This window comes from Pseudomonas sp. LRF_L74, assembly GCF_965644255.1.
In the GTDB taxonomy this organism is placed as follows: domain Bacteria; phylum Pseudomonadota; class Gammaproteobacteria; order Pseudomonadales; family Pseudomonadaceae; genus Aquipseudomonas.
Genome location: NZ_CBFFRH010000001.1, coordinates 209,342 through 232,313 on the forward strand (window position 1 = coordinate 209,342; position 22,972 = coordinate 232,313).

The following is a 22,972-nucleotide window of genomic DNA, read 5'->3' on the forward strand; positions in this document are numbered from 1 at the left end:
GTTCCGCTCAACTCAGGCGCTCACGCAAACGGGCCCGCTCGTCAGCGCTCAGCAGTGCCAGTTGCTGCTCGATCAATGCCAGCGGCGTTGGCAGGTTGAGGTGTTGCGGGAGAATCTCTTCGCCGGCCGATACCAACAGGGCGAAGTGCACCACGTTTTCCAGCTCGCGCGTATTCCCCGGCCAGGCATGGCGTTCCAGCGCAACCTGGGACTCGGCACTGATCAGCGGGAGTGGTAGAGACAAGCGCTGGCTGTAGATGCCGAGAAAATATTCGGCCAGCGCCAGGATGTCCCCCGGCCGCTCGCGTAGCGCTGGCAGCAGCAGGCTACCCTCGTCGAGATAGTGATAGAGCCGCTCGCTGAACTTGCCTGCGGCAACCGCCTGGGCCAGGTCGATGCTGCTGGCGACCACCAGACGGACATCGACCGGACTCGCCTGGCTGGCGCCAACGCGCAGCACTTCACGGTTCTCCAGGGCCGCCAGCAACTTGTCCTGCAGGTGCAGCGGCAGGTCACCTATTTCGTCGAGGTACAGGGTGCCGCCATTGGCCGAACCGAACCAGCCCGCGCGGCTGCTGGGTGAACCGGCGTGCACGCCCGGGGCATGGCCGAACAGTTCGGCCTCTCCCCAATTGGGGCTCAAGGCCCCGCAACTGACCGCCACGAACAGGCCACCGCGCTCACTCTCTCGATGCAGGTGACGGGCCAGCAATTCCTTGCCAGTACCGGTCTCGCCGCGGATTAGCACCGGCAACCCCGAAGGCCCGAGCCGATCGACCTCCTCGCGCAATTGCCGCGAACGCGGATCGACGAACACCAGCGCCTTGGCGCGAATACTCAGCGGGCTCTTGTCAGCATCGGGAAAAGTCAGCAGGGACTGACCGGGATAGCTTGTACGACTCATGAAAATCTCCTGGCCCTGCTGTTCGAGCCGATGTCCTTTATATGGATGAAAATGTTTGGGCCATGGCGAAAGGGGAATGACAGCCAAGAGGCAGGAACGGGCGTTCGCAGGATGGCGCGCGGCGCGTAGCCTTGAACGAAGCGATAGCCGTCAGAAGGCCCGCATGGCACCGGTGATGGGTATCGTCGCAAGCGCCTCGATCCATCCTGCGATGTGTCCGTTTCGCCTCAAGCCCGGCGCTTGGCCTGCTGCTCGATACGGCTCTGCAAACGGTACAGGTAGGCGAAGCCCTGCTCCCAACGCTCATGCCCGGACTTGACGTTGATATGCCCAGCCCCCGGCAGGATGGCAGCGTGCGCCCCCCAGTCCCGGGCCAGCTCCAAGGCTCTTACCGGGCTGGCAGCGGCGTCGTTGTCCGAACCGATCAATTGAGTCGGGAAGGGCAGCGCACTACGGGATATCGGAGCGAAGCCCTTGAGCGCCTCCGGGCAGGCAGGCCGTTCGACATCCGCCGGCGCCACCAGCAATGCGCCGAGGACCTTACCCAGCGAAGCCGCAGGAGCCCGTTGCGCCCAATTGGCCACGGTAATGCAGCCCAGGCTATGGGCGATCAGGATCACCGGTGTCGTGTCGGCATTCACCTGGCGCTCGAGCGCTACGATCCAGTCGCCCTGGTCCGGCAGGTTCCAGTCGCGCTGCTCCACTCGCGTACAGTTGGGCAGGCTGCGTTGCCAATGGCTTTGCCAGTGCTGCTCGGGCGAACCCTGCCAGCCGGGCAGGATCAGGTAACGGGTGGTAGGGCTGCTCATGGCGGGCCTCCGTAAACGGGTACGAAGGCCAGTCTAGGCAGAGGATTTATATATGTTAAGGAATAAGAAATTATTTGTTTATAACAAACACAATCAACCCAGCACGATACAGTCCTTGCCGCTGCGCTTGGCCTCGTACATCGCCTCATCCGCCCGCGAATAGAGGTCGTCGAGATCATCGTCAGGGCCCAGGCAGGCAAGCCCCTGGCTGATGGTCACATGGAACGGCTCCTGACCGTCCATCGGGAAGCTCAGACGCTGCACCTCACGCTGCAGGCGCTCAGCCACCATGCGCGCCTGCTCGGCACCGCAGTTTGGGAAAATCGCGGCGAACTCCTCGCCGCCAATGCGACCGAACAGATCATCGCGGCGCAGCACATAAGAGCCGCAGTGGGCAATACGCTGCAGCACCCGGTCACCGATCTGGTGGCCGTAGCGGTCGTTGATCTTCTTGAAGTCGTCGACGTCGAGCAGCAGGAATGTCAGTGGCTTGCCGCTGCTGCGGGCATGCTCGAACTCCGCGTTCGCACCGTCGAAGAAATGCCTGCGGTTGCTCACCCCGGTCATAACATCAGTGGTCGCCAGGCGATGCAACTCGCCCTGCATCTGTTTCTTCTCGGTAATGTCTTCGCCAATGCCGACGATCAGGATCTGGCCATCATTCATCGGTCGCGGGCTGATGAAACACTTGTCGCTAAGCCAGCGGATCTGCCCGTCGCCACGGATGATGCGGTACTCGCGCTGCTCGACCGAGCCCAGTTCGATCACCGAGGCCATGCTCTTGGCGGCATAGTCCATGTCATCGGGGTAGATACTGTTGGTCCACTCGTTGTAATCGGCCATCAGCAATGCGGCGGAACGACCGAAGACCGTTTCATATGCCGGACTGACATAGACCACGCGCTTCTGATTCCAGTCGAAAGCCCAGAGCACGACATTGACGCTGCCGAGCAGGCTGCTGACCAATTGCTCGCGCTCGCGCAAGCGCTCGACCTCGCCGCGGCTGTGCAACAGTCCCAGCGTCAGGGTCTCAATCTCGCTCGGAGACTGATCATATTCATCCATGTAAAAAACCCCTTGCGTATACCTGACCACTATAGGTGTCTAGCACGCGCTATATAGCGATTGAGAAGTAGGCGGCTCGCAAAGGTAAACCAAAGCGTACCGCCATATGACCGGCCACCCATCGGCAAGTTGCAGGGACCACGCAGGATGAGCAGCGGTTATCACTCCTGACCTGCACGACAGTAAATTTGGAATATGAAAATGAATAAATATTCTTTTTAAGAATAAAATTTCAAACCTACTATCTGCTCCATCGCCCCGCCAGTGGGCCACCCTCATAGGAGCAGAGTCATGAGCGCCACCCTAAGAAGCGTCGAAGGCCAGGACGAAGCCGGCATCCTGCGCGAAATCCAGGCCGCCCTGCAGGGGCTGCGTTTCGGTTCGGTAGAGATCACCGTGCATAACGCCCAGGTCGTGCAGATCGAACGCAAAGAAAAATTCCGCCTGCAGAACCAGAACTCGAAACAATCCTGACGTAACACCCGACTGGACAACCGGAGGGCCTCCCCCGTACCGCCTGCTCAGGCCGGTCGCACGATGCCTCCCTATAAAAAGCCAACACTCGCAAATTTGCCCAACAAGCAGGAGCTTCAGCATGACCATTCGTCGTTTCGCTCTGGCCGCACTGGCCTCCGCCCTCATCGCTGGCCCGGTATCGGCTGCCACCGAACTGCTCAACGTGTCCTACGACCCGACCCGTGAGCTGTATGTCGAATACAACAAGGCCTTTGCCAAGCACTACGAAGCAGAGACCGGCGAGAAGGTCACTATCAAGCAGTCCCACGGTGGCTCGGGCAAACAAGCCCGCGCGGTGATCGACGGCCTGCAGGCCGATGTGGTGACCCTGGCCCTGTCCGGCGACATCGACGCGCTGAACCTGCTGCAACCGCTGATCGAGAAGGACTGGCAGAAGCGCCTGGCCGACAACAGCACACCGTACACCTCGACCATCGTGTTCCTGGTGCGCAAGGGCAACCCGAAAGGCATCAAGGACTGGGACGATCTGGTCAAGAAAGGCGTCGAAGTCATCACCCCGAACCCGAAAACCTCCGGTGGCGCACGCTGGAACTTCCTCGCCGCATGGGCCTTCGCCAAGCAGAAGTACGGCAACGACGACAAGGCGCTGGAGTTCGTGACCGAACTGTACCGCCACGCCCCGGTCCTGGACACTGGCGCTCGCGGCTCGACCATCAGCTTCGTCCAGCGTGGCCTGGGCGACGTACTGCTGGCCTGGGAAAACGAAGCCTACCTGTCGCTGAAAGAAGAAGGCGGCGACCAACTGGAAATCGTCACCCCATCGCTGTCGATCCTGGCCGAACCGCCAGTGGCCGTGGTCGACAAGAACGTCGACAAGAAAGGCACGCGCAAGGTCGCCGAAGCCTACCTGCAGTACCTGTACAGCGAAGAAGGCCAGCGCATCGCCGGCAAGAACTTCTACCGCCCGCGCGACGCCAAGGTCGCAGCCGAGTTCAAGGACCAATTCAAGGACCTGAAACTGGTAACCATCGACAAAGACTTCGGCGGCTGGAAAACTGCGCAGCCCAAGTTCTTCGACGACGGTGGCGTGTTCGACGACATCTTCAAGAAGATCAACCAGTAAGACCTTCCGAAAGCTGAAGCCCCCACACGGGGGCTTCAACGTATGCGGGCCTGAACCAAAGGACTCTCCATGTCTCGTCGAACCTCCCCGGTCATACCCGGCTTCGGGCTGACACTGGGTTACACGATCGCCTACCTGGCACTGATCGTGTTGATCCCGCTGGGTGCCATGTTCATCTACTCCCTGCAGTTGACGCTGGATCAGTGGTGGAATCTGATCACCAGCAAGCAGGTCCTGTTTTCCCTGAAGCTGTCCTTCGGCACCGCGCTGTTCGCCGCCCTGCTCAACGGCGTGCTGGGCACCGTGCTGGCCTGGGTGCTGGTGCGCTACAACTTCCCCGGCAAGCGCATCATCGACGCCATGGTCGACATGCCCTTCGCCCTGCCCACGGCCGTGGCCGGTATCGCCCTGACCGCGCTGTACGCGCCCAACGGCATGATCGGCTCGCTGTTCCCGTTCAAGATCGCCTACACCCCGCTGGGCATCACCCTGGCGCTGGTGTTCGTCACCCTGCCGTTCGTGGTGCGTACGCTGCAGCCGGTACTCGCCGACATCCCCAAGGAAGTCGAGGAAGCCGCCTCCTGCCTGGGCGCCAAGCCGTTGCAGGTGTTTCGCTACATTCTGGTGCCTGCGCTGCTGCCCGCCTGGATCACCGGTTTCGCCCTGGCCTTCGCCCGTGGCGTGGGCGAGTACGGTTCGGTGGTGTTCATCGCCGGCAACATTCCGCTGAAGACCGAGATCCTGCCGCTGCTGATCGTCTCCAAGCTCGACCAGTACGACTACAAGGGCGCGACCGGCATCGGCGTGCTGATGCTGGTGGTCTCGTTCATTCTGCTGCTGCTGATCAACATCCTGCAGCGCCGCATCCAGCCGAAGATCTGAGGAGCCCGCCATGAGTCTTGCAAGCACGAGCAAGGACAGCGCCCTGCGCCCCGCGGCTCAACGCACACCCGGCGCGATCGTCCTGATCGCCCTGGCCTGGGTGATCTTCGCGGTGGTGCTGGTACTGCCGCTGTACATCGTCATCACCCAGGGCCTGCAACGCGGCCTGGGTGTGTTCTGGGAAGCGATCAGCGAACCGGACGCCATCTCCGCCCTGAAACTGACCCTGATCGCCACGGCGATTTCGGTGCCACTTAACCTGGTATTCGGCCTGGCAGCGGCCTGGTCGGTGACCAAGTTCGAGTTTCGTGGCAAGAGCATTCTGATCACCCTGATCGACATGCCGTTCTCGGTCTCGCCGGTGGTCGCTGGCCTGATCTACGTGCTGCTGTTCGGCGCCCAGAGCAAACTGGCGCCGTTCCTTCAGGATCACGATCTGCAAATCGTCTACGCCGTCCCCGGCATCGTTCTGGCGACCATCTTCGTCACCTTCCCCTTCGTCGCCCGTGAGCTGATTCCGCTGATGGAAGAACAGGGCACCCAGGAAGAAGAGGCCGCGCGCCTGCTCGGCGCCAACGGCTGGCAGATGTTCTGGCACGTGACCCTGCCCAACGTGAAGTGGGCGCTGGTCTATGGCGTGGTGCTGTGCACGGCGCGGGCAATGGGCGAGTTCGGCGCGGTGTCGGTGGTCTCGGGGCACATCCGTGGCTACACCAACACCCTGCCGCTGCACATCGAGATTCTCTACAACGAATACAACATGGTCGCCGCCTTCAGCGTCGCGATCCTGCTGCTGGCGATGGCGCTGGTGGTGCTGCTGTTGCGGCAGTGGAGCGAAGCGCGTCTGGCCCGCGCGCTCGAGTCGCAACATGACGAGTGATTTCGCCAGCTCCGGCTGCGCCATAAAGAATTGCAGAGGGTAACGACCCATGAGTATCGAAGTTAAAGGCATCAACAAACATTTCGGCAATTTCCAGGCGCTGAAAGAGATCAACGTACACATCCAGAGCGGCGAACTGGTCGCCCTGCTCGGCCCGTCCGGCTGTGGCAAGACCTCGCTGCTGCGGATCATCGCCGGCCTGGAGTCACCGGATAGCGGCAGCATCGTGTTCCACGGCGAGGACGTCAGCCGCCACGACGTGCGTGATCGCAAGGTCGGCTTCGTATTCCAGCACTACGCCCTGTTCCGCCACATGACCGTGTTCGACAACGTCGCCTTCGGCCTGCGCATGAAGGACAAGCGCGAGCGCCCGAGCGAAAAGGTGATCGCCCAGAAGGTCCATGAACTGCTCAACCTGGTGCAACTCGACTGGCTGGCCGATCGCTACCCGGAACAACTCTCAGGCGGCCAGCGCCAGCGTATCGCCCTGGCCCGCGCCCTGGCGGTGGAGCCCAAGGTGCTGCTGCTCGACGAACCGTTCGGCGCCCTCGACGCCAAGGTGCGCAAGGAGTTGCGCCGCTGGCTGGCGCGCCTGCACGAGGAAGTGCACCTGACCAGCGTATTCGTCACCCACGACCAGGAAGAAGCCATGGAAGTGGCCGACCGCATCGTGGTCATGAACAAAGGCGTGATCGAGCAGATCGGCTCGCCGGCCGAGGTCTACGAGAACCCGGCCAGCGACTTCGTCTACCACTTCCTCGGTGACTCCAACCGCCTGCGCGTGGGCGAGGAACACCTGATGTTCCGCCCTCACGAAGTGTCGCTGTCGCGTAGCGCCATCGAGGAACACCGTGCCGCCGAAGTCCGCGACATTCGCCCGCTGGGCGCGATCACGCGGGTGACGCTGAAAGTGGAAGGCCAGGACGAGCTGATCGAGGCCGAAGTAGTCAAGGACCACGACAGCCTGGAAGGCCTGGCCCGTGGCGAAATCCTCTACTTCAAACCGAAGGTCTGGCAGGCCCAACGCGCGCTTTGACAGAGGCCGCGACAGCCCCAGGCCTTCGCGTTCGCACGCGACCTGCAGGAGCCGCCAGACCTGTATCGCCGCGCCTCAAGCCGCCCTGCGCACCCGCAGGCGCTGCGGCCCGGCGCGCTGCTCGATGGCCTGGCGGACCTCGTCACGCCAACCGCAGATGAAGGCCAGCTCGGCGACCACGAACAACGGGCCGACCATCAGGCCCATGATGTCGTCGATGAACGCCGGCTTGCGTCCTTCGAAGTAATGGCCGACAAACTGGATCAGCCAGCCGACCAGGAACAGACCGAGGCCGGCGCCCAGCCAGACGGCGGTGGATTGCCATGCCAGCCAGGCCCCCAGCCCCAGGCAAAGCGACAGCAAAGCCGCCATGGCCAGGCCGAAGCGCATATCCAGGCGCAGATAGAAGGCGGCACTGGCCAGCGCCGCCAGTAGCGCGGGCGATAACCAGAGACCAGAAACCTCGGTGCCGGGACGGGACAGCAGCACGGTGACGGCCAGCAGGATCAGCGGAATGCCGATGAAGTGGCTGGCGATGTTACGGGGATCGCGGTGGTACTCGGCGTATTGCCCGAGGTGATCGACCAGAGTCTTCATCCTGAAACGCCTCCCGAAAAGGGTGATGAGGCACAGGATGCCTCGCCACTGCTCTCAAGGCAGCAACAGTCGACCGGCGGCATTGGCCAAAAAACGGACGATTAAGGCGATGACCTGCTAGCCCGCCAGGTCGTGGGCACGGCTTTCGCTCACTGCGCCTCGCTCACCAGCTCGGCCGCGGGCGGTGGCACCAGGCTCTGGGGAATTTCCTCGAGCAGGCCCGTAGGCAGCCGCAGCATCCGTGCCGGACGAGACTCGGCCACGCTCTCGAGGGGCTCTCCCCGCAACAGTTCGGCTGACAGGTTGAGCACCAGTGCTTCGCGCGAGAACACCCCGCTGCCCTTGCCATAGAACGCCGCAACCAGCTCGCGCAGGCCGAACGGCAGGCGCCAGCGAATGCGCAGGGCGGAGCCGAACTTGGCAGAATGACTCTTTTGCGCAGCAGCGATCTGCTCGTCACTCAGGACACCGCCGGCGTCCTGCCAATCCTGCAAGCTGCGCAGTACGGCAAGATCGCCAATGTTATGCAGCAGCCCGGCGGTGAAGCACAACTCCGCATCCAGGCCCAGGCGCCGGGCCAACCAGGCCGCCAGGGAAGCGCCACGCATGGCGGCCTCGGCCAGAGGAGCCGACAAGGCCATCAGGCGCTCATCACTCAGGCGGGCATTACGCTGCACCGCCAGGCCGAGGACCAGATTCAGGCAACGCCCGATACCGAGGCGCTGCAGGGCCTGGCCGACGGTCTGGCAAGGCGCGCCAACGTGCTCGGCGGCACTGTTGGCAGCGGCAATCAGGCGCGCGGTGATCTGCGGGTCGCGGATGAAGGTCTTTTCCAGTTCGCCCAGGTCCGCATCATGGGCCTGCAGGCTGGTCGCCACGGCGTTGCGCACATCGTCGAGCAAGGGCGCGCCCTGGCCCTGCTCACGCACGCTGTCCAGGTATTCGTAGAGATCGTTGATCAGCAGCGCCGGACGCTTGTACTCCGGCTCCTTTTCACTACTGCCACGCAGGAGAACCTTCAAGCGCTGGCGCAGCAACTCGGCATTGAACGGCTTGGCCAGATAGGCGGTGGGTGCCAGCGGCATCGCCTCGCGCACGCTGCGAGCGTCGGTGCGACGGCTGATGAGAATGAAGGGGAGCGCTGGCGTACGTGGGTGACGGCGCACCTGACGCAGCAGCTCGACACCATCCAGTCCGTCAAGCTCGCCGTCGGCGATCAGCAGGTCCGGCAGCTTGCGCCGACAGCGGGCAAGCGCTGCATGCCCGTCGGTCACGGTATTGACCACCGCATCACCGCGTACATCGAGTACCAGTTGGACGAGCAGATCGGCAGTCCAGGGGTTGGCTTCGGCAATCAGGACTTCCGGGCGGGCGGGCGACGCGGGCATGCGAACCTCATAAAATGGATCCTTCCGTATGTCTAGGATTCCAGCACAGTACAGATAAGCCGAAACCGACATCAGGTTACTCTTGGTGACATATTCCTGGCGACCGGAAAGTGCTGTAACAGGACGATGGTATAGCCACGCTCCCCGCAGAAATACCCGCTGGCAGCGGCCCGTAGCAGATCGCGCCTGTTCGGCAAGCGACCCACTGCGCTCATTTGTCACACAGCCATGCATTGCGAACGATTGGGCCTAATCGAGTAACCCCATGCGGGCAGGCCTCACACCACGGGCTTCGGATACGCCTCGCACAGCGACAGCGGGGTAAGTGCCCGGCCGCGCCAGTCGAACGGTGCCGGCCACAAGCGTTGGTCGATATTCGCCCCATCCCACAGGGCAGAAAACGACCGGCCCTCGCCAGGGTGGAGATGCTCGGGAGCAAGCACAGCCAGAGGCCAGAGCACGAAGGCATTCTTGAGGATTTCCGCGCGCGGCAGTACGAGTCCATCGAAATTGCCCACTTCCCCGGCATACAGCAACACATCGATATCCAGCGGCAACCCCTTGCGATTGGGCGCGTAGCGACCATTGTCGGCCTCGATGAACTTCAGTCGGCGATCCAGTTCCATGAGCGGCAGATCGGTCTCTCCGCAGACCACCAGGTTGAAGAACGGGCCACTCTTGATCCCTACGGGGTCGCTCTCGAACACCGGCGAACAACGCATATCGCGCAGCAATCCAGCCAGCGCATCCAGCCCGGCACGGAGATGCTCTTCACGTTCGAAATTACTGCCCAGCCCCAGAAATACCTGGCTCATGTTCGGCTTCGCTCGATTTCCACGCCCACGGCCTGCGCGGCAGCATTCGCTCCTGGCTTGGTCACCCGCAGACGCAGCGTCGGCATGCCAAACGCTTCAAGCAGGCTAGCGGCCAGGCGCTCGGCGAAGGTTTCGACCAACTCGAATTTCGCGACAACGGCAAAAGCCTGGACGTGCTGGTAGACAGCAGCGTAATCCAGTGCCTTGCTCAGGTCGTCGCCAGCAGCCGCAGGTCGGATATCCCAGGAAAACGTCAGGTCCAGTCGCAGGCACTGACGAATACCCCGCTCCCAATCGTAGGCGCCGATCAAGGTGTCGACCTCCAGGCCTTCGATAAAGACTTTGTCCAAACGCTTCACTCCGCTGCACGACAAGGACCGGCTCACGCCGTTAGAATCGAGGCCTCATTCGCCCCGGATGGACATCATGTTCTGGCTGCTGGTCCTGCTCGCCTACCTGCTTGGCTCGCTGTCCTTCGCCATCTTGCTCAGCCACCTTAGCGGCGGACCAGACCCGCGCGCCACCGGCTCGGGCAATCCTGGCGCTACCAATATGTTGCGCGTCGCTGGCAGGAAGCTGGCAATACTCACCTTGCTCGGCGATCTACTCAAGGGCTTGTTGCCGGTCCTGATCGCTCGCGGCGTTGGCTACGACATCCAGCACCAGGCCTGGATCGGCATCGCCGCCGTGATCGGCCACCTCTTCCCACTCTATTTCCATTTTCGCGGCGGCAAGGGCGTGGCCACCGCCGCCGGCATGCTGCTCGGGCTCTACCCTCCCGCGGCACTATTGGCCATCGCGGCCTGGGCCCTGACCTTCCACCTCACCCGCACCAGCTCGCTGGCCGCCCTGATCGCCACACCCTTGACCCTACCGCTGCTCGCCTGGCAGCAGCCCTTGGCGCTGCTGCCAATGTGCGTGCTGACCCTGCTGATCGTCTGGCGCCACCGCGGCAATCTACGCGACCTGTTCGCCGGGCGCGAACGGCATTTCTGAATCGACACGCTGAGCGCGGCTCATAGCGTCGGCAGTTGCTCCATCGGCCAGCGCGCCTGCACGGATATTTCCGGCCCGTCCTGCTGGCCCGCCAACAGGCGCTGGCAACCGGCGTAGGCGATCATCGCGCCGTTATCGGTGCAGAAGCGCGGGCGGGCGTAGAAAACCTGACCCTTGAGCGAAGCCAGCATCGACTCCAGCGAACGGCGCAGCGACTGGTTGGCGCTGACCCCGCCGGCGATCACCAGGTTGTTCAAGCCCGTCTGCTTCAGGGCCCGACGGCACTTGATGGTCAGCGTATCCACCACCGCCTGCTCGAAAGCCAGGGCGATGTCGGCCTTGGTCTGCTCGCTGTCATCACCGGCCGCGCGGCATTGCTGCCAGGTATTGAGGGTGAATGTCTTCAGGCCGCTGAAACTGAGGTCCAGGCCAGGACGATCAGTCATCGGGCGCGGAAAGGTGAAACGACCCGGCATGCCACTCTGCGCCAGGCGGGAGATTTCCGGGCCGCCCGGATAAGGCAAGCCAATGAGCTTGGCGGTCTTGTCGAACGCTTCGCCCGCCGCATCGTCCAGCGACTCACCAAGCAGTTCGTAGCGCCCGATACCGTCGACCCGCACCAGTTGGGTATGGCCACCGGAAACCAGCAGGGCAACGAACGGAAAGGCTGGCGGCTGCTCTTCCAGCATCGGCGCCAACAGATGGCCTTCCATATGGTGCACACCCAGCGCCGGAATGCCCCAGGCGAATGCCAGCGCCTGCGCACAGGAGGCGCCCACCAGCAATGCGCCGACCAGGCCGGGCCCGGCGGTATAAGTGATGGCGTCGATCTGCGAACGCTCGATGCCGGCGGCATCCATCACCTCGCGGATCAGCGGCAACATGCGCTTGACGTGATCACGCGAGGCCAGTTCGGGGACCACGCCACCGAACACCCGGTGCTGCTCGATCTGGCTGAACAGGGCATCGGCCAGCAAGCCGCGCTCGCTGTCATAGAGCGCAACGCCGGTTTCGTCGCAGGAGGTTTCCAATCCCAGCACCAGCATGGGTTCGCGCCTTAAATACAGGTGAATTTCGAAGGCGCGCATGATAATCGGCGCCTCAAGGCCCAGACCAGCGCTTTTCGATCAGAGGCTTTGCATTCTGTAGCGTCAGGCGTTAATATCCGCAGCCCTTGAAAACCGACGTACTCCCGTGCCCTTGCCGGATCGCGTCGTCCATTCGGTAACACAGTGAAGGTACGACCTGGATGCCAGCCGTCAAAGTTAAAGAGAACGAACCCTTCGACGTAGCCCTGCGTCGTTTCAAGCGCTCCTGCGAAAAAGCAGGTGTTCTGGCCGAAGTTCGCAGCCGCGAATTCTACGAAAAGCCGACCACCGAGCGTAAGCGCAAGGCAGCCGCCGCCGTTAAGCGTCACGCCAAGAAAGTGCAGCGCGAACAACGCCGCCGCGAGCGCCTGTACTGAGTTACCGGCCGCGCCGCTGAGGTTTCGCCAAGCCCGGTTAATACCGGGCTTTGCTTTTCCGGCTTGAGAAACTCCGCTTCCGCCCACGGGCAAAATAAGCGGAGTTTTTTCGTTTATGCTCTCCCGCTTCCTTAACCGCTCGCTGATGCGCAGATGGCCAGCCTGATCCCACAATCCTTCATCGATGACCTGCTCAACCGCACCGATATCGTCGATGTGGTGACCTCGCGCATCCAGATGAAAAAGGCCGGCAAGAACTACACGGCCTGCTGTCCATTCCACAAGGAAAAGACACCATCCTTCAGCGTCAGCCCGGACAAGCAGTTCTACTACTGCTTCGGCTGTGGCGCCGGCGGCAACGCCCTCGGCTTCATCATGGACCACGACAACCTGGACTTCCCCCAGGCCGTCGAGGAACTGGCCAAGCGTGCCGGCATGGAAATCCCCCGGGAAGAGAGCGGTCGCGCGCGCAGCCCCAGGCAGCCGACCGACTCGCCGCTCTACCCACTGCTGACCGCCGCCAGCGACTACTACCGCCAGGCCCTGAAGAGCCACCCGACGCGCAAGGCGGCGGTCGAGTACCTGAAAGGCCGCGGCCTGTCCGGCGAGATCGCCCGCGACTTCGGCCTCGGCTTCGCCCCACCCGGCTGGGATAACCTGTTCAAGCACCTGGGCGGCGACACCCTGCAGCAAAAGGCGATGATCGACGCCGGCCTGTTGATCGAGAACGCCGACACCGGCAAACGCTACGACCGCTTCCGCGACCGCGTGATGTTCCCCATCCGCGACAGCCGCGGCCGGGTCATCGCCTTCGGCGGCCGCGTGCTCGGCGACGACAAGCCCAAGTACCTGAACTCGCCGGAAACCCCGGTATTCCACAAGGGCCAGGAACTCTACGGCCTGTGGGAGGCGCGCAAGAACAATCGCGACCTCGACGAAATCATGGTGGTCGAAGGCTACATGGACGTGATCGCCCTGGCCCAGCAAGGCCTGCGCAATGCCGTCGCCACCCTGGGCACGGCAACCAGCGAGGAACACCTCAAGCGCCTGTTCCGCCTGGTGCCCAGCGTGCTGTTCTGCTTCGACGGCGATGCCGCCGGGCGCAAAGCCGCCTGGCGCGCCCTGGAGTCGACCCTGCCCAGCCTGCAGGACGGTCGCCGCGCGCGCTTCCTGTTCCTGCCCGAGGGCGAAGACCCGGACAGCCTGGTCCGCGCCGAAGGTACCGACGCCTTCCGCGCGCGCATCAACCAGCATGCCCAGCCGCTGGCCGACTACTTCTTCCAGCAACTGAGCGAAGAAGCCGACCCGCGCTCACTGGAAGGCAAGGCGCACCTGGTGACCCTGGCCACGCCGCTGCTGGACAAGATCCCCGGCAGCAACCTGCGCGCCCTGATGCGCCAGCGCCTCAGCGAGATCACCGGCCTCAGCGGCGAAATGCTTCAGCAGGTGCAACAGAGCCAGCCGCCCAGCCAACCGCAGATTGCCAGCCATGAGCCGCCCGCCGACTACGACCATTACTACGAAGTCCAGCCGGAACACATGGATGTCGCGGACTACGCCAATCACATCGAGCCGCCCGCAGAGGCCTACGAGCCCAGGCCCAAGCGCGACGGCAAGCCATGGAAGAAGGACGGCGAGTGGAAAAAGGGCGGCGACTGGCGCAAAGGCTCGCGGGACAACACACCCGCGCGCAAACCGGTAAATGTAGAGTCACCGACACTGACCGCCCTGCGCACACTGCTGCACCACCCCTCTCTCGCGTGCAAGGTCGAGGAAGTCAGCCACTTCGCCGCCGAGGACGACACCTACGCGCAACTGCTCGTCGCCCTGGTCGGGGCCCTGCAGAAAAATCCGAAACTGCGCTCCCTGCAACTCATCGCCCGCTGGCACGGCACCGAACAAGGCCGCCTGCTGCGCGCACTGGCGGAGAAGGAGTGGCTCATTTCGGCGGACAACCTTGAACAACAGTTTTTCGACACTATAACTAGCCTTGTAGCCCGCCAACATGAGCGCAGCCTGGAACAACTGCTGCGCAAAGCTCGTCAGAGTGAACTGAGCCCAGAGGAAAAAGAGCAGCTGAGAACGCTGCTCACTCGCAAAAAATAGCTGGATTTTCTAGCCTCATCTGGCATATGAGACCGAAATTCGGGTATAATCCTCGGCTTGTTTTTTGCCCGCCAAGACCTTCAGTGGATAGGGTGTTATGTCCGGAAAAGCGCAACAGCAATCTCGTTTGAAAGAGTTGATCGCCCGTGGTCGTGAGCAGGGTTACCTGACTTACGCGGAGGTCAACGACCACCTGCCGGAGGATATTTCAGATCCGGAACAGGTAGAAGACATCATCCGCATGATCAACGACATGGGGATCAACGTATTCGAGAGTGCTCCGGATGCGGATGCCCTGCTCCTGGCCGAAGCGGATACCGACGAAGCCGCAGCGGAAGAAGCCGCAGCAGCCCTCGCCGCCGTTGAGACCGATATCGGCCGCACCACCGATCCGGTGCGCATGTACATGCGCGAAATGGGTACCGTCGAACTGCTGACCCGCGAAGGCGAGATCGAAATCGCCAAACGCATCGAGGAAGGCATTCGCGAAGTGATGGGCGCCATCGCCCACTTTCCCGGCACCGTCGACAGCATCATCGCCGACTACCAGCGCATCGTCGCCGAGGGCGGTCGCCTGTCCGACGTGCTCAGCGGCTATATCGACCCGGACGACGGCAGCTTGCCGGCCGAAGAAGTTCCGGTCGAGATCAAGACCGCAGCCGCGCCAGCCGCCGACGCCAAGGACGATGACGACGAAGAAAGCGACGGCGACAGCGAGGAAGAAGAAGGCGAGAGCGGTCCGGACCCGGAAGAAGCCGCACGTCGCTTTGGCGCCGTCGCGGAGCAGTTGGAAAAGGCCCGCAAGGCGCTGAAGAAAAACGGCCGCGACAACAAGCAAGTCATCGCCGAACTGGCCGCACTGGCCGAATTGTTCATGCCGATCAAGCTGGTGCCGAAGCAGTTCGATGCCCTGGTCGAACGTGTACGCGGCGCCCTGGATCAGGTGCGCACCCAGGAACGCGCCATCATGCAGCTTTGCGTGCGTGATGCACGCATGCCTCGCGCCGACTTCCTACGCCTGTTCCCCGGCAACGAAGTCGACATGGACTGGGCCGCCGGCCTGGCCAAGGGCAAGGCCAAGTACGCCGAAGCCATCAGCAACCTGCTGCCCGATATCCAGCGCAACCAGCAGAAACTGGCCGACCTGCAGACCGAGACCAGCCTCACCGTCGCCGAGATCAAGGACATCAACCGGCGCATGTCGATCGGTGAAGCCAAGGCTCGTCGCGCCAAGAAGGAAATGGTCGAGGCCAACCTGCGCCTGGTGATTTCCATCGCCAAGAAGTACACCAACCGCGGCCTGCAATTCCTCGACCTGATCCAGGAAGGCAACATCGGCCTGATGAAGGCGGTGGACAAGTTCGAATACCGCCGCGGCTACAAGTTCTCGACCTATGCCACCTGGTGGATTCGCCAGGCGATCACCCGCTCGATCGCCGACCAGGCACGCACCATCCGCATCCCGGTGCACATGATCGAGACGATCAACAAGCTCAACCGCATCTCCCGCCAGATGCTCCAGGAAATGGGCCGCGAGCCGACTCCCGAAGAGCTGGGCGAGCGCATGGAAATGCCTGAGGACAAGATCCGCAAGGTATTGAAGATCGCCAAAGAGCCGATCTCCATGGAGACCCCGATCGGTGACGACGAAGATTCGCACCTGGGCGACTTCATCGAGGACTCCGCCATGCAATCGCCGATCGACGTGGCGACCGTGGAGAGCCTGAAGGAAGCCACCCGCGAAGTCCTCGCCGGCCTGACCGCCCGCGAAGCCAAGGTGCTGCGCATGCGCTTCGGTATCGACATGAACACCGACCACACCCTCGAGGAAGTGGGCAAGCAGTTCGATGTCACCCGCGAGCGTATCCGCCAGATCGAGGCCAAGGCCCTGCGCAAGCTACGTCACCCGACCCGCAGCGAGCACTTGCGCTCCTTCCTCGACGAGTGATGCAAAACCACAACCCCCGGCCCGCCCGGGGGTTTGTTCATATGCCATTGCACAATGATCGGAAGCAGGCTCCTGCGCATGAGTTGCGCTAACATGCCGTTACTCACTGCACTCCGGAATTGTGCTCATGCGGCGTTTGCTGGTCGTTCTCCTGTCCTGCCTGGCCACCCTGTCCCAGCCGTGCGCCGCGCTCGAACTGACACCCGAGGAACAAGCCTGGCTCGACGCTCATCCGGTCCTGAGGCTGGGGGTCGACACCTCCTGGCCCCCCTTCGAATTCAGGAACGCTGAAGGCCACCACAGCGGACTGGTTCCCGCCTACACCGAGCTGATCAGGAAGCGACTGAACATCAAGCTGGACCCCGTCGAGCCCGGCGCCTGGAGCGACCTGCTCGACCTCGCGCGCCAGGGCAAGGTCGATCTGCTGCCGGGCGCCATGGCCACATCGCAACGCCTGGGTTCACTCGACTTCACCCGCCCATTCCTCGACCTGCCCATCGTCATCATCTCCCGCCATGACGGCCCCCAGCCACACAACCTCGACGAGCTCTACGGCCGCAAGATCGCCGTGATCCAGGACTACGCCCCTCACGAACTGCTGCGCAGCCAGCACCCCGATCTCAATCTGCAACCGCAACCGACCCTCGATGCGGCGATGCAGTCGCTGGCCAGCGGCAAGGCCGACGTACTGATCAACGACCTCGCTTCCAGCGCCTGGAACATCCGTGAGCACCAACGCCAGGGGCTTTACGTCAGCGGCCAGACGCCCTACCGCTACCAACTGGCCATGGCCGCTCCCCACGGCGCCGGCCCGCTGATCGGCATCCTCGACAAACTATTCGCCGACCTCAGTGCCGAGGAACGCGAAAACCTGCAGGCGCCCTGGCTCAACACCCTGCTCGATGCCCGCCAGGACTGGCGCAACATCGTGCTCTACGTCCTCGGCACGCTGGCGGCGGTCATCCTGATTCTGTTCGCCGTCCTGCTCATCAACCGACGTCTCTCGCGGGAAATCCAGCAGCGTCAACGCCTGGAAGAACAGTTGCGCAGCAGCGAACAGCATTATCGAGGGCTGGTCGAAAGCCTCAACGCCATTGCCTGGGAAATGCGCCTGGAAGACTACTGCTTCACCTACGTCTCGCCCCATGCCGAACGTCTTCTCGGCTATCCGCTGGAAGAGTGGCTGCGACCAGGTTTCTGGCAACGTACCTTGCACCCGGACGACGCCGAGCGGACCTTCGTCCTCTGCCAGAAAGAGACCCAGGCAGGGCGCGACCATAGCTTCGACTACCGGATGCTGGCCGCCGATGGCCGAGTGGTCTGGCTACACGATATCGTCACCCTGACAGACCTGGGCCACGGCCCATTGCTGCGCGGCCTGATGATCGACATCAGCGAAACCCGGCGCACCCAGGAAAAGCTGGCCGCTTCGGAAGAGAAATTTGCCAAGGCCTTCAATGCCTCGCCGGATGGCCTGCTGATAACCCGCCAGGACACCGGCGAGCTACTGGCCGCCAACGAGGGCTTCACTCGCCTGACGGGTTTTTCGCTGGACGAAACCCTGGGCCGTACCACCCGAGAAATCGGCCTGTGGTTCAATCTACAGGACCGCGACAACCTGGTGCAGCAGATACGCCAGAACGGAGCCGTCTTCGACTTCAACACCTGGGTCAACATCAGAGGGCAACTGCGCTACTGCGAGCTATCGGCCCAGGCCATGGAAATCGACGGCCAACCCTGCATGCTCACCATCGCCCGTGACGTGACCGAGCGCCAGCAGACCCAGGAACGCCTGCGCCTGGCAGCCACCGTGTTCGAAAACACAGCCGAAGGCGTCATGGTCACCGACCCGCAACAACGCATCACCGCCGTCAACCGTGCGTTCACCCGCATTACCGGCTACAGCGAAGAAGACATCCTCGGCGAGTCTCCGCGCATGCTCGCATCGGACCGGCATGATCATTTGTTCTACACCCGCCTGCTCGACGAACTGCAGGACACCGGGCACTGGCAAGGGGAAATCTGGAACCGGCGTAAAAATGGTGAAAGCTACCCGCAATGGCTGACCATCAGCGCGGTGCACAACCAGGGCAACCTGACCCATTTCGTCTCTGTATTCGCCGATATCAGCTCGCTGAAAGCAGCCGAATCACAACTCGACCACCAGGCCCATCACGATCCACTGACAGGCTTGCCAAATCGTCCACTGTTCGAGAAAAGACTCAACGAGTCCCTCGAAAACAAACAGTCCGGCGCCGTACTGTTCCTCGACCTGGACCGCTTCAAGCACATCAACGACAGCCTCGGCCATCCAGTCGGCGATTGCCTGCTACAAGGCATTGCCCAGCGCCTGCTCCAGCAACTGGGCGCGAACGACACCGTTGCCCGGCAAGGCGGCGACGAATTCATCGTCCTGCTCCCCGAGATTTCATCGGCACAAGAGGCGGAAGGCATCGCACAGAGACTCCTGGCCTGCTTCGAAGCCCCCTTCCAGGCGAACGTCCATGAATTCTTCATCAGTGCCAGCATCGGCATCTGCCTCTACCCCACGGATGGCGACGATGTCGCAACCCTGGTGAAAAACGCCGATGCGGCGATGTACCGTTCCAAAGCCAAAGGCCGCAACCGCGCCGAGTTCTACACCCGCGACCTGACCCTCCAGGCCACCGAGCGCATGACACTCGAGCACGAACTGCGCCGCGCCGTGGAACGCCAGGAACTGAGCCTGCACTACCAACCCAAACGCTGCCTGGCGAGCGGCGAACTCATCGGTGCCGAAGCCTTGCTGCGCTGGACCCACCCGCAACTTGGCCAGGTACCGCCAGATCGCTTCATCACCCTTGCCGAAGACAGCGGCCTGATCGTCCCCATAGGCGACTGGGTGCTGCAGGAAGCCTGCCGGCAATTGCAGGAATGGCAGGCTATCCATGGCGCTTTCGGCGTCATCTCGGTAAACCTCTCCGGCAAGCAACTGAGCCACCCGCAACTGGCCAACCGAATCGACGAGTTGCTCACCCACTACGGCCTGCGCGCCGAGCACCTGCAACTCGAAATTACCGAAAGCTTCATCATGAACCAGGCCGAAGAAGCCCTGGACATCCTCCACAGCCTCAAAGCCCTTGGCGTGCAACTGGCCATCGACGACTTCGGCACCGGCTACTCCTCGCTCAGCTACCTCAAGCGCATGCCGCTGGACATCCTCAAGATCGACAAATCCTTCATCGCCGGCCTACCCGACGCCAGCGACGATGCCGCGATCACCCGCTCCATCATCGCCCTCGCCCGCAGCCTGCAACTGACCGTCATCGCCGAAGGCGTGGAAACAGAAGCCCAGCAAGACTTCCTCACCCGCGAAGGCTGCCAGCAGATCCAGGGCTACCTGATCAGCAAACCGCTCTGCGCCAAGGACTTCGCCGATGAAATTCTTTCGCAATTGCGGATTGGCAGCGAAGAAAAGGCATCGCTATAATCGCCGCCTCCTACTGAGGGCCTATAGCTCAGTTGGTTAGAGCAGAGGACTCATAATCCTTTGGTCCACGGTTCGAGTCCGTGTGGGCCCACCACCTTGAAAGCCGCGTACTGCGCGGCTTTCGTCATTCAGGGGAGAGCTTTTTCCCGACCCCAAGGCGGCACTGTCCACAACGTGTCCACGCCACGTATTCACTGACAAGTGAAAGCCGCGCCTGAACGGGCTGCCCCTGGCTTCTGGCGAAGCCCAGCCGTGCGCTACAGCTTCATGTTCAGCGACACATAGGCCGAGCGGCCCGGTGCCGGGGAGAACATGGCCTGGTCGTTGCCACCCCAGAAGAAGTTGTCGTACCAAACGTATTCGTACTCGCGGTCGGTCAGGTTCTTCATTTGCAGGTCGATGCTGGTGGAACTGGAGACCTGGTAGCGCACATTGGCGTCGAGCACGGCGAAACCGCCGTATTTGCCCTGGGTGTTTTCCGAGTCGATGTAGTAGTCGCCCTGGGCGCGGGCCTGGACGCCGAAGCGCCAGTCATCGTTGAGTTGATAGTCCATGCCCAGGTTGCTGATGTAGCGCGGGGTGGAGAAGACTTCCTTGCCGGCCAGGGATTCGCCGCTGGCGGTGAAGGCCTTGACCACCTTGGCTTCCTGGATCGCATGGGACGCCCAGACTGTCCACTGATCGTTCAGGCGTGCGCTGATCTGCATGTCCACGCCGCGCCGGCGGGTTTCGCCAAGGCCGACGGTGGTCTCAGTGGCCGGCATGTTGGCCACTTCATCGGTGGCATCCTGCTGCCACACGGCAACACGCGCCTCGGTGCCGTCGAACGGGCGGAATTTCACCCCCACTTCCTTGCCGGTGTTGATCGATGGATCGTACTTGCCTTGGCCGGCAGTCATGTAGGCCGGCCCGGTGCTGCCGGTGAGAATCTGGAAGGTGCGCCCCCAGTTGGCGTAGAGGTCGACTTCCTCGGTAAGGCTGTAGACCACGCTCAGTTTCGGTTGGCGAATCCAGCCGTAATCCTGCAACGAGGCTTTCTCGCCGCTGAGCAGCGTGGTGTTGCCATCGAATTTGTCGACGCGCATGGCCGGGATGATCTTCAGTGACTCGGTCGGCTGAATGATCGCCTGCACGTAGCCACCCAGGTTACGCAGGCTGTAGTGATCGTCGTTCTGGATGCGCGTGGGAGCGACGTCGAAGTCGGTCGGCACGCCATAGGGATAGCGTTGCCGACGGTAGGCGTTGTCCTGCTCTTCGAAGTTGATGCCGCCGTCGAGGGTGATCAGGTCGTTGACACGCCAGGTCAGGTTGCTCAACACACCGGTCTGTTGCTCGTCCCACAGGCGGCGCTGGCGAGGCGCATCGCCCGTGGGGTAGCTGGTGAAGGTGATGGTGCGGTCGTCTTCATAGCTGTTGTAGTAGAGCTTGTTGCTCAGGTTCAGGTCGTCGTTGAGCTGCCAGTCCATGTGCAGGCTCAGGTGTTTCATGTCACGGTCGTCGCTGTCGTTGGCGTTCTTCTCCGGCGACTGGGTGCGGCTGGCGTGCATCTCCTCGCGGGTGAGGAAGCCCCCCTCCTCGGCCTGGTGATGGTACAGGCGCGCGATGAGACCGATGCGGAAGGTCTGTGCGTCGTCGCTGAGGAACCACTTGCCACCCAGCGAATATTTGTTGGAGTTGCCGTTGTCACGGAAGCCTTCCGCATCCTGTTTGGCCAATAGGTAGTTCTGGGCGAAGTTGCCTTCCTCGTGGCCGATCGCCAGTTGCACCTCGCGGGTGTCGAAGCTGCCGTAGGTCAGGCGGCTGTCGATGTAGTTGCCGCCCTGGCGGGTCACGTAGTTGATGTTGCCGCCGATGTTGTGCAGGCCATAGCGCGGATCGTTGGTGCCACGAACCACTTCGATGAAGTCGATGTCGAGCGGGAAGACCATGTCGATGAATCGCTGGTTGCCGCTGTTGACGTTGCTCGGGATGCCGTCGATCAACACCTTGATGCCGTTGATGTAGCCCTCGCCATTGAAGGCCCTGAAGGTGGCCTTGCCGGACTCGGCACCCTGGCCGGTTTCGGTGAGCTGGATGCCGGGCATCTGGCCAAGCAGTTGCCAACTGTTCATCACGTTCTTGTCCTCGACCTGATCGCCGCCCATTACGTCGACGGAGGTCAGCACGTTCTCGGTGCGCAGGGCGACGCCTGCCTGGTTCGACACGCGAACCTCGCCCAGGGTCAGGGTCGAGTTACCGGATTGCGCGGCATAAAGATCGGGGGCACCCAGCACTGCCAGCACGGCGAAAGAGGCCGAGGCGGTTTTCATATGAAGCTCCTGAACCACGGCTCGCGATGGCGGGCTGTAGTGTTTATCCGTGAGAAGAAAGTAGAAGTCGACGCGGCCCCAATCGACAGCGCTGTCGATTGGGCCCATACGAGCGAAGCACATTCTAAATTCGTTATAACGTAACACCACATAATAAAATGTAACTCTATTTCATTTTCCTCATGAGGCCACGGCGCAACGCCTCGCTCAGCCTCCAGCCTGGCATCCCTGATAGTTTTCGCCCGAAACGTAATATCAAGCGAAATACCCGCCGCGTATGCTCCATCCTTGGTGTGAAGCAAAGCCCTGATGAGGAGCATCGATGAAAGGCTACTGGATCATCCTGGGTAGCGAGGTAAGAGACCCGCAAGCTCAGCAGGAGTATGGCCGGCTGTGGAAGCCGATCGCGGAGAAATACGCTGCCACCCTCAAGGTTCTGGATGCCGGGGCCCTGCAAGAATCGAATCAGAGCAGCCGCGTCCTGGCCGTCGAGTTCGCATCTTATGCCGATGCCAAGGCCTGCTACGACGACCCGGCCTATGCGCAAGCGAGGGCATTCGCCCTGCGGGCGGCGAGTCGTGAGCTGATCATCATCGAGGCCGATCTGGCCTGACCGGCTGGCGCGTTTCAGGGCGACTGTCACAGCGCAATCGTACTGTCGCGGGGTCCACCTGCATGTGGAATTGCGCGATCAGTTCCTGGG

Annotated in this window: 20 protein-coding genes and 1 tRNA gene; 12 read left to right on the top strand and 9 right to left on the bottom strand. The window is 62.2% G+C overall.

What is annotated here, in order from left to right:
- Positions 1–7 precede the first annotated feature (7 nt).
- From ACSZPK_RS01045 to ACSZPK_RS01055, 3 genes are all read right to left on the bottom strand, one after another.
- A complete protein-coding gene (locus ACSZPK_RS01045) occupies positions 8–904 on the bottom strand; it encodes a sigma 54-interacting transcriptional regulator (RefSeq protein WP_437879546.1) in 897 nt (298 codons plus the stop codon).
- A 227-nt stretch (positions 905–1,131) separates the two neighbouring features.
- Entirely contained in the window at positions 1,132–1,713 is a 582-nt protein-coding gene (locus tag ACSZPK_RS01050) for an RBBP9/YdeN family alpha/beta hydrolase (protein WP_437879547.1), read from the bottom strand.
- A 93-nt stretch (positions 1,714–1,806) separates the two neighbouring features.
- Entirely contained in the window at positions 1,807–2,778 is a 972-nt protein-coding gene (locus ACSZPK_RS01055) for a GGDEF domain-containing protein (protein ID WP_437879548.1), read from the bottom strand.
- Between the two features lie 291 nt (positions 2,779–3,069).
- Between ACSZPK_RS01055 and oscA the strand changes: the two genes are divergently transcribed.
- From oscA to ACSZPK_RS01080, 5 genes are all read left to right on the top strand, one after another.
- Complete coding sequence (gene oscA / locus ACSZPK_RS01060) at positions 3,070–3,252, top strand: sulfur starvation response protein OscA (RefSeq protein ID WP_437879549.1); 183 nt, start codon at positions 3,070–3,072, stop codon at positions 3,250–3,252.
- A 121-nt stretch (positions 3,253–3,373) separates the two neighbouring features.
- Positions 3,374–4,378 (top strand): sulfate ABC transporter substrate-binding protein, encoded by a 1,005-nt coding sequence (locus tag ACSZPK_RS01065; protein ID WP_437879550.1) that lies wholly within the window; start codon positions 3,374–3,376, stop codon positions 4,376–4,378.
- Positions 4,379–4,447: 69 nt separating this feature from the next.
- Entirely contained in the window at positions 4,448–5,260 is an 813-nt protein-coding gene (gene cysT, locus ACSZPK_RS01070; protein ID WP_437879551.1) for a sulfate ABC transporter permease subunit CysT, read from the top strand.
- 10 nt (positions 5,261–5,270) lie between these two features.
- Positions 5,271–6,140, top strand: a complete 870-nt coding sequence (gene cysW / locus ACSZPK_RS01075) for a sulfate ABC transporter permease subunit CysW (protein ID WP_437879552.1) — start codon at positions 5,271–5,273, stop codon at positions 6,138–6,140.
- Positions 6,141–6,189: 49 nt separating this feature from the next.
- Positions 6,190–7,176 (top strand): sulfate/molybdate ABC transporter ATP-binding protein, encoded by a 987-nt coding sequence (locus ACSZPK_RS01080; protein ID WP_437879553.1) that lies wholly within the window; start codon positions 6,190–6,192, stop codon positions 7,174–7,176.
- Between the two features lie 75 nt (positions 7,177–7,251).
- Here ACSZPK_RS01080 and ACSZPK_RS01085 read toward each other — a convergent pair whose 3' ends face one another.
- The 4 genes from ACSZPK_RS01085 to folB all read right to left on the bottom strand — a co-directional run bounded on the left by ACSZPK_RS01085 (position 7,252) and on the right by folB (position 10,326).
- The gene (locus ACSZPK_RS01085; protein ID WP_437879554.1) at positions 7,252–7,773 is read right to left on the bottom strand and encodes a DUF962 domain-containing protein; all 522 of its coding nucleotides are present in this window, start codon (positions 7,771–7,773) and stop codon (positions 7,252–7,254) included.
- Between the two features lie 149 nt (positions 7,774–7,922).
- Positions 7,923–9,161 (bottom strand): HDOD domain-containing protein, encoded by a 1,239-nt coding sequence (locus tag ACSZPK_RS01090; RefSeq protein ID WP_437879555.1) that lies wholly within the window; start codon positions 9,159–9,161, stop codon positions 7,923–7,925.
- A 278-nt stretch (positions 9,162–9,439) separates the two neighbouring features.
- Positions 9,440–9,976 (bottom strand): 2-amino-4-hydroxy-6-hydroxymethyldihydropteridine diphosphokinase, encoded by a 537-nt coding sequence (gene folK, locus ACSZPK_RS01095; RefSeq protein ID WP_437879556.1) that lies wholly within the window; start codon positions 9,974–9,976, stop codon positions 9,440–9,442.
- Positions 9,973–10,326 (bottom strand): dihydroneopterin aldolase, encoded by a 354-nt coding sequence (gene folB, locus ACSZPK_RS01100; RefSeq protein ID WP_437879557.1) that lies wholly within the window; start codon positions 10,324–10,326, stop codon positions 9,973–9,975. The genes folK and folB overlap by 4 nt, the downstream gene beginning before the upstream one ends.
- 76 nt (positions 10,327–10,402) lie before the next feature.
- Here folB and plsY point away from each other — a divergent pair, with 76 nt between their 5' ends.
- Positions 10,403–10,972 (top strand): glycerol-3-phosphate 1-O-acyltransferase PlsY, encoded by a 570-nt coding sequence (gene plsY / locus ACSZPK_RS01105; protein ID WP_437879558.1) that lies wholly within the window; start codon positions 10,403–10,405, stop codon positions 10,970–10,972.
- Positions 10,973–10,992: 20 nt separating this feature from the next.
- Here plsY and tsaD read toward each other — a convergent pair whose 3' ends face one another.
- Complete coding sequence (gene tsaD / locus ACSZPK_RS01110; RefSeq protein WP_437880254.1) at positions 10,993–12,018, bottom strand: tRNA (adenosine(37)-N6)-threonylcarbamoyltransferase complex transferase subunit TsaD; 1,026 nt, start codon at positions 12,016–12,018, stop codon at positions 10,993–10,995.
- Between the two features lie 203 nt (positions 12,019–12,221).
- Between tsaD and rpsU the strand changes: the two genes are divergently transcribed.
- The 5 genes from rpsU to ACSZPK_RS01135 all read left to right on the top strand — a co-directional run bounded on the left by rpsU (position 12,222) and on the right by ACSZPK_RS01135 (position 20,054).
- A complete protein-coding gene (gene rpsU, locus ACSZPK_RS01115; protein ID WP_021702507.1) occupies positions 12,222–12,437 on the top strand; it encodes a 30S ribosomal protein S21 in 216 nt (71 codons plus the stop codon).
- Between the two features lie 153 nt (positions 12,438–12,590).
- On the top strand, positions 12,591–14,543 hold the full coding sequence (gene dnaG / locus ACSZPK_RS01120) for a DNA primase (RefSeq protein ID WP_437879559.1): 1,953 nt from the start codon (positions 12,591–12,593) through the stop codon (positions 14,541–14,543).
- 97 nt (positions 14,544–14,640) lie between these two features.
- The gene (gene rpoD, locus ACSZPK_RS01125; protein ID WP_437879560.1) at positions 14,641–16,491 is read left to right on the top strand and encodes an RNA polymerase sigma factor RpoD; all 1,851 of its coding nucleotides are present in this window, start codon (positions 14,641–14,643) and stop codon (positions 16,489–16,491) included.
- Between the two features lie 127 nt (positions 16,492–16,618).
- Positions 16,619–19,960 (top strand): bifunctional diguanylate cyclase/phosphodiesterase, encoded by a 3,342-nt coding sequence (locus tag ACSZPK_RS01130; protein ID WP_437879561.1) that lies wholly within the window; start codon positions 16,619–16,621, stop codon positions 19,958–19,960.
- 17 nt (positions 19,961–19,977) lie between these two features.
- A tRNA-Ile gene (locus ACSZPK_RS01135) sits at positions 19,978–20,054 on the top strand.
- Between the two features lie 163 nt (positions 20,055–20,217).
- Here ACSZPK_RS01135 and ACSZPK_RS01140 read toward each other — a convergent pair.
- Entirely contained in the window at positions 20,218–22,269 is a 2,052-nt protein-coding gene (locus ACSZPK_RS01140) for a TonB-dependent receptor (protein WP_437879562.1), read from the bottom strand.
- Between the two features lie 322 nt (positions 22,270–22,591).
- On the opposite strand from ACSZPK_RS01140, the gene ACSZPK_RS01145 reads away from it, so the two are divergent.
- On the top strand, positions 22,592–22,882 hold the full coding sequence (locus tag ACSZPK_RS01145) for a DUF1330 domain-containing protein (RefSeq protein ID WP_437879563.1): 291 nt from the start codon (positions 22,592–22,594) through the stop codon (positions 22,880–22,882).
- Positions 22,883–22,972 lie beyond the last annotated feature (90 nt).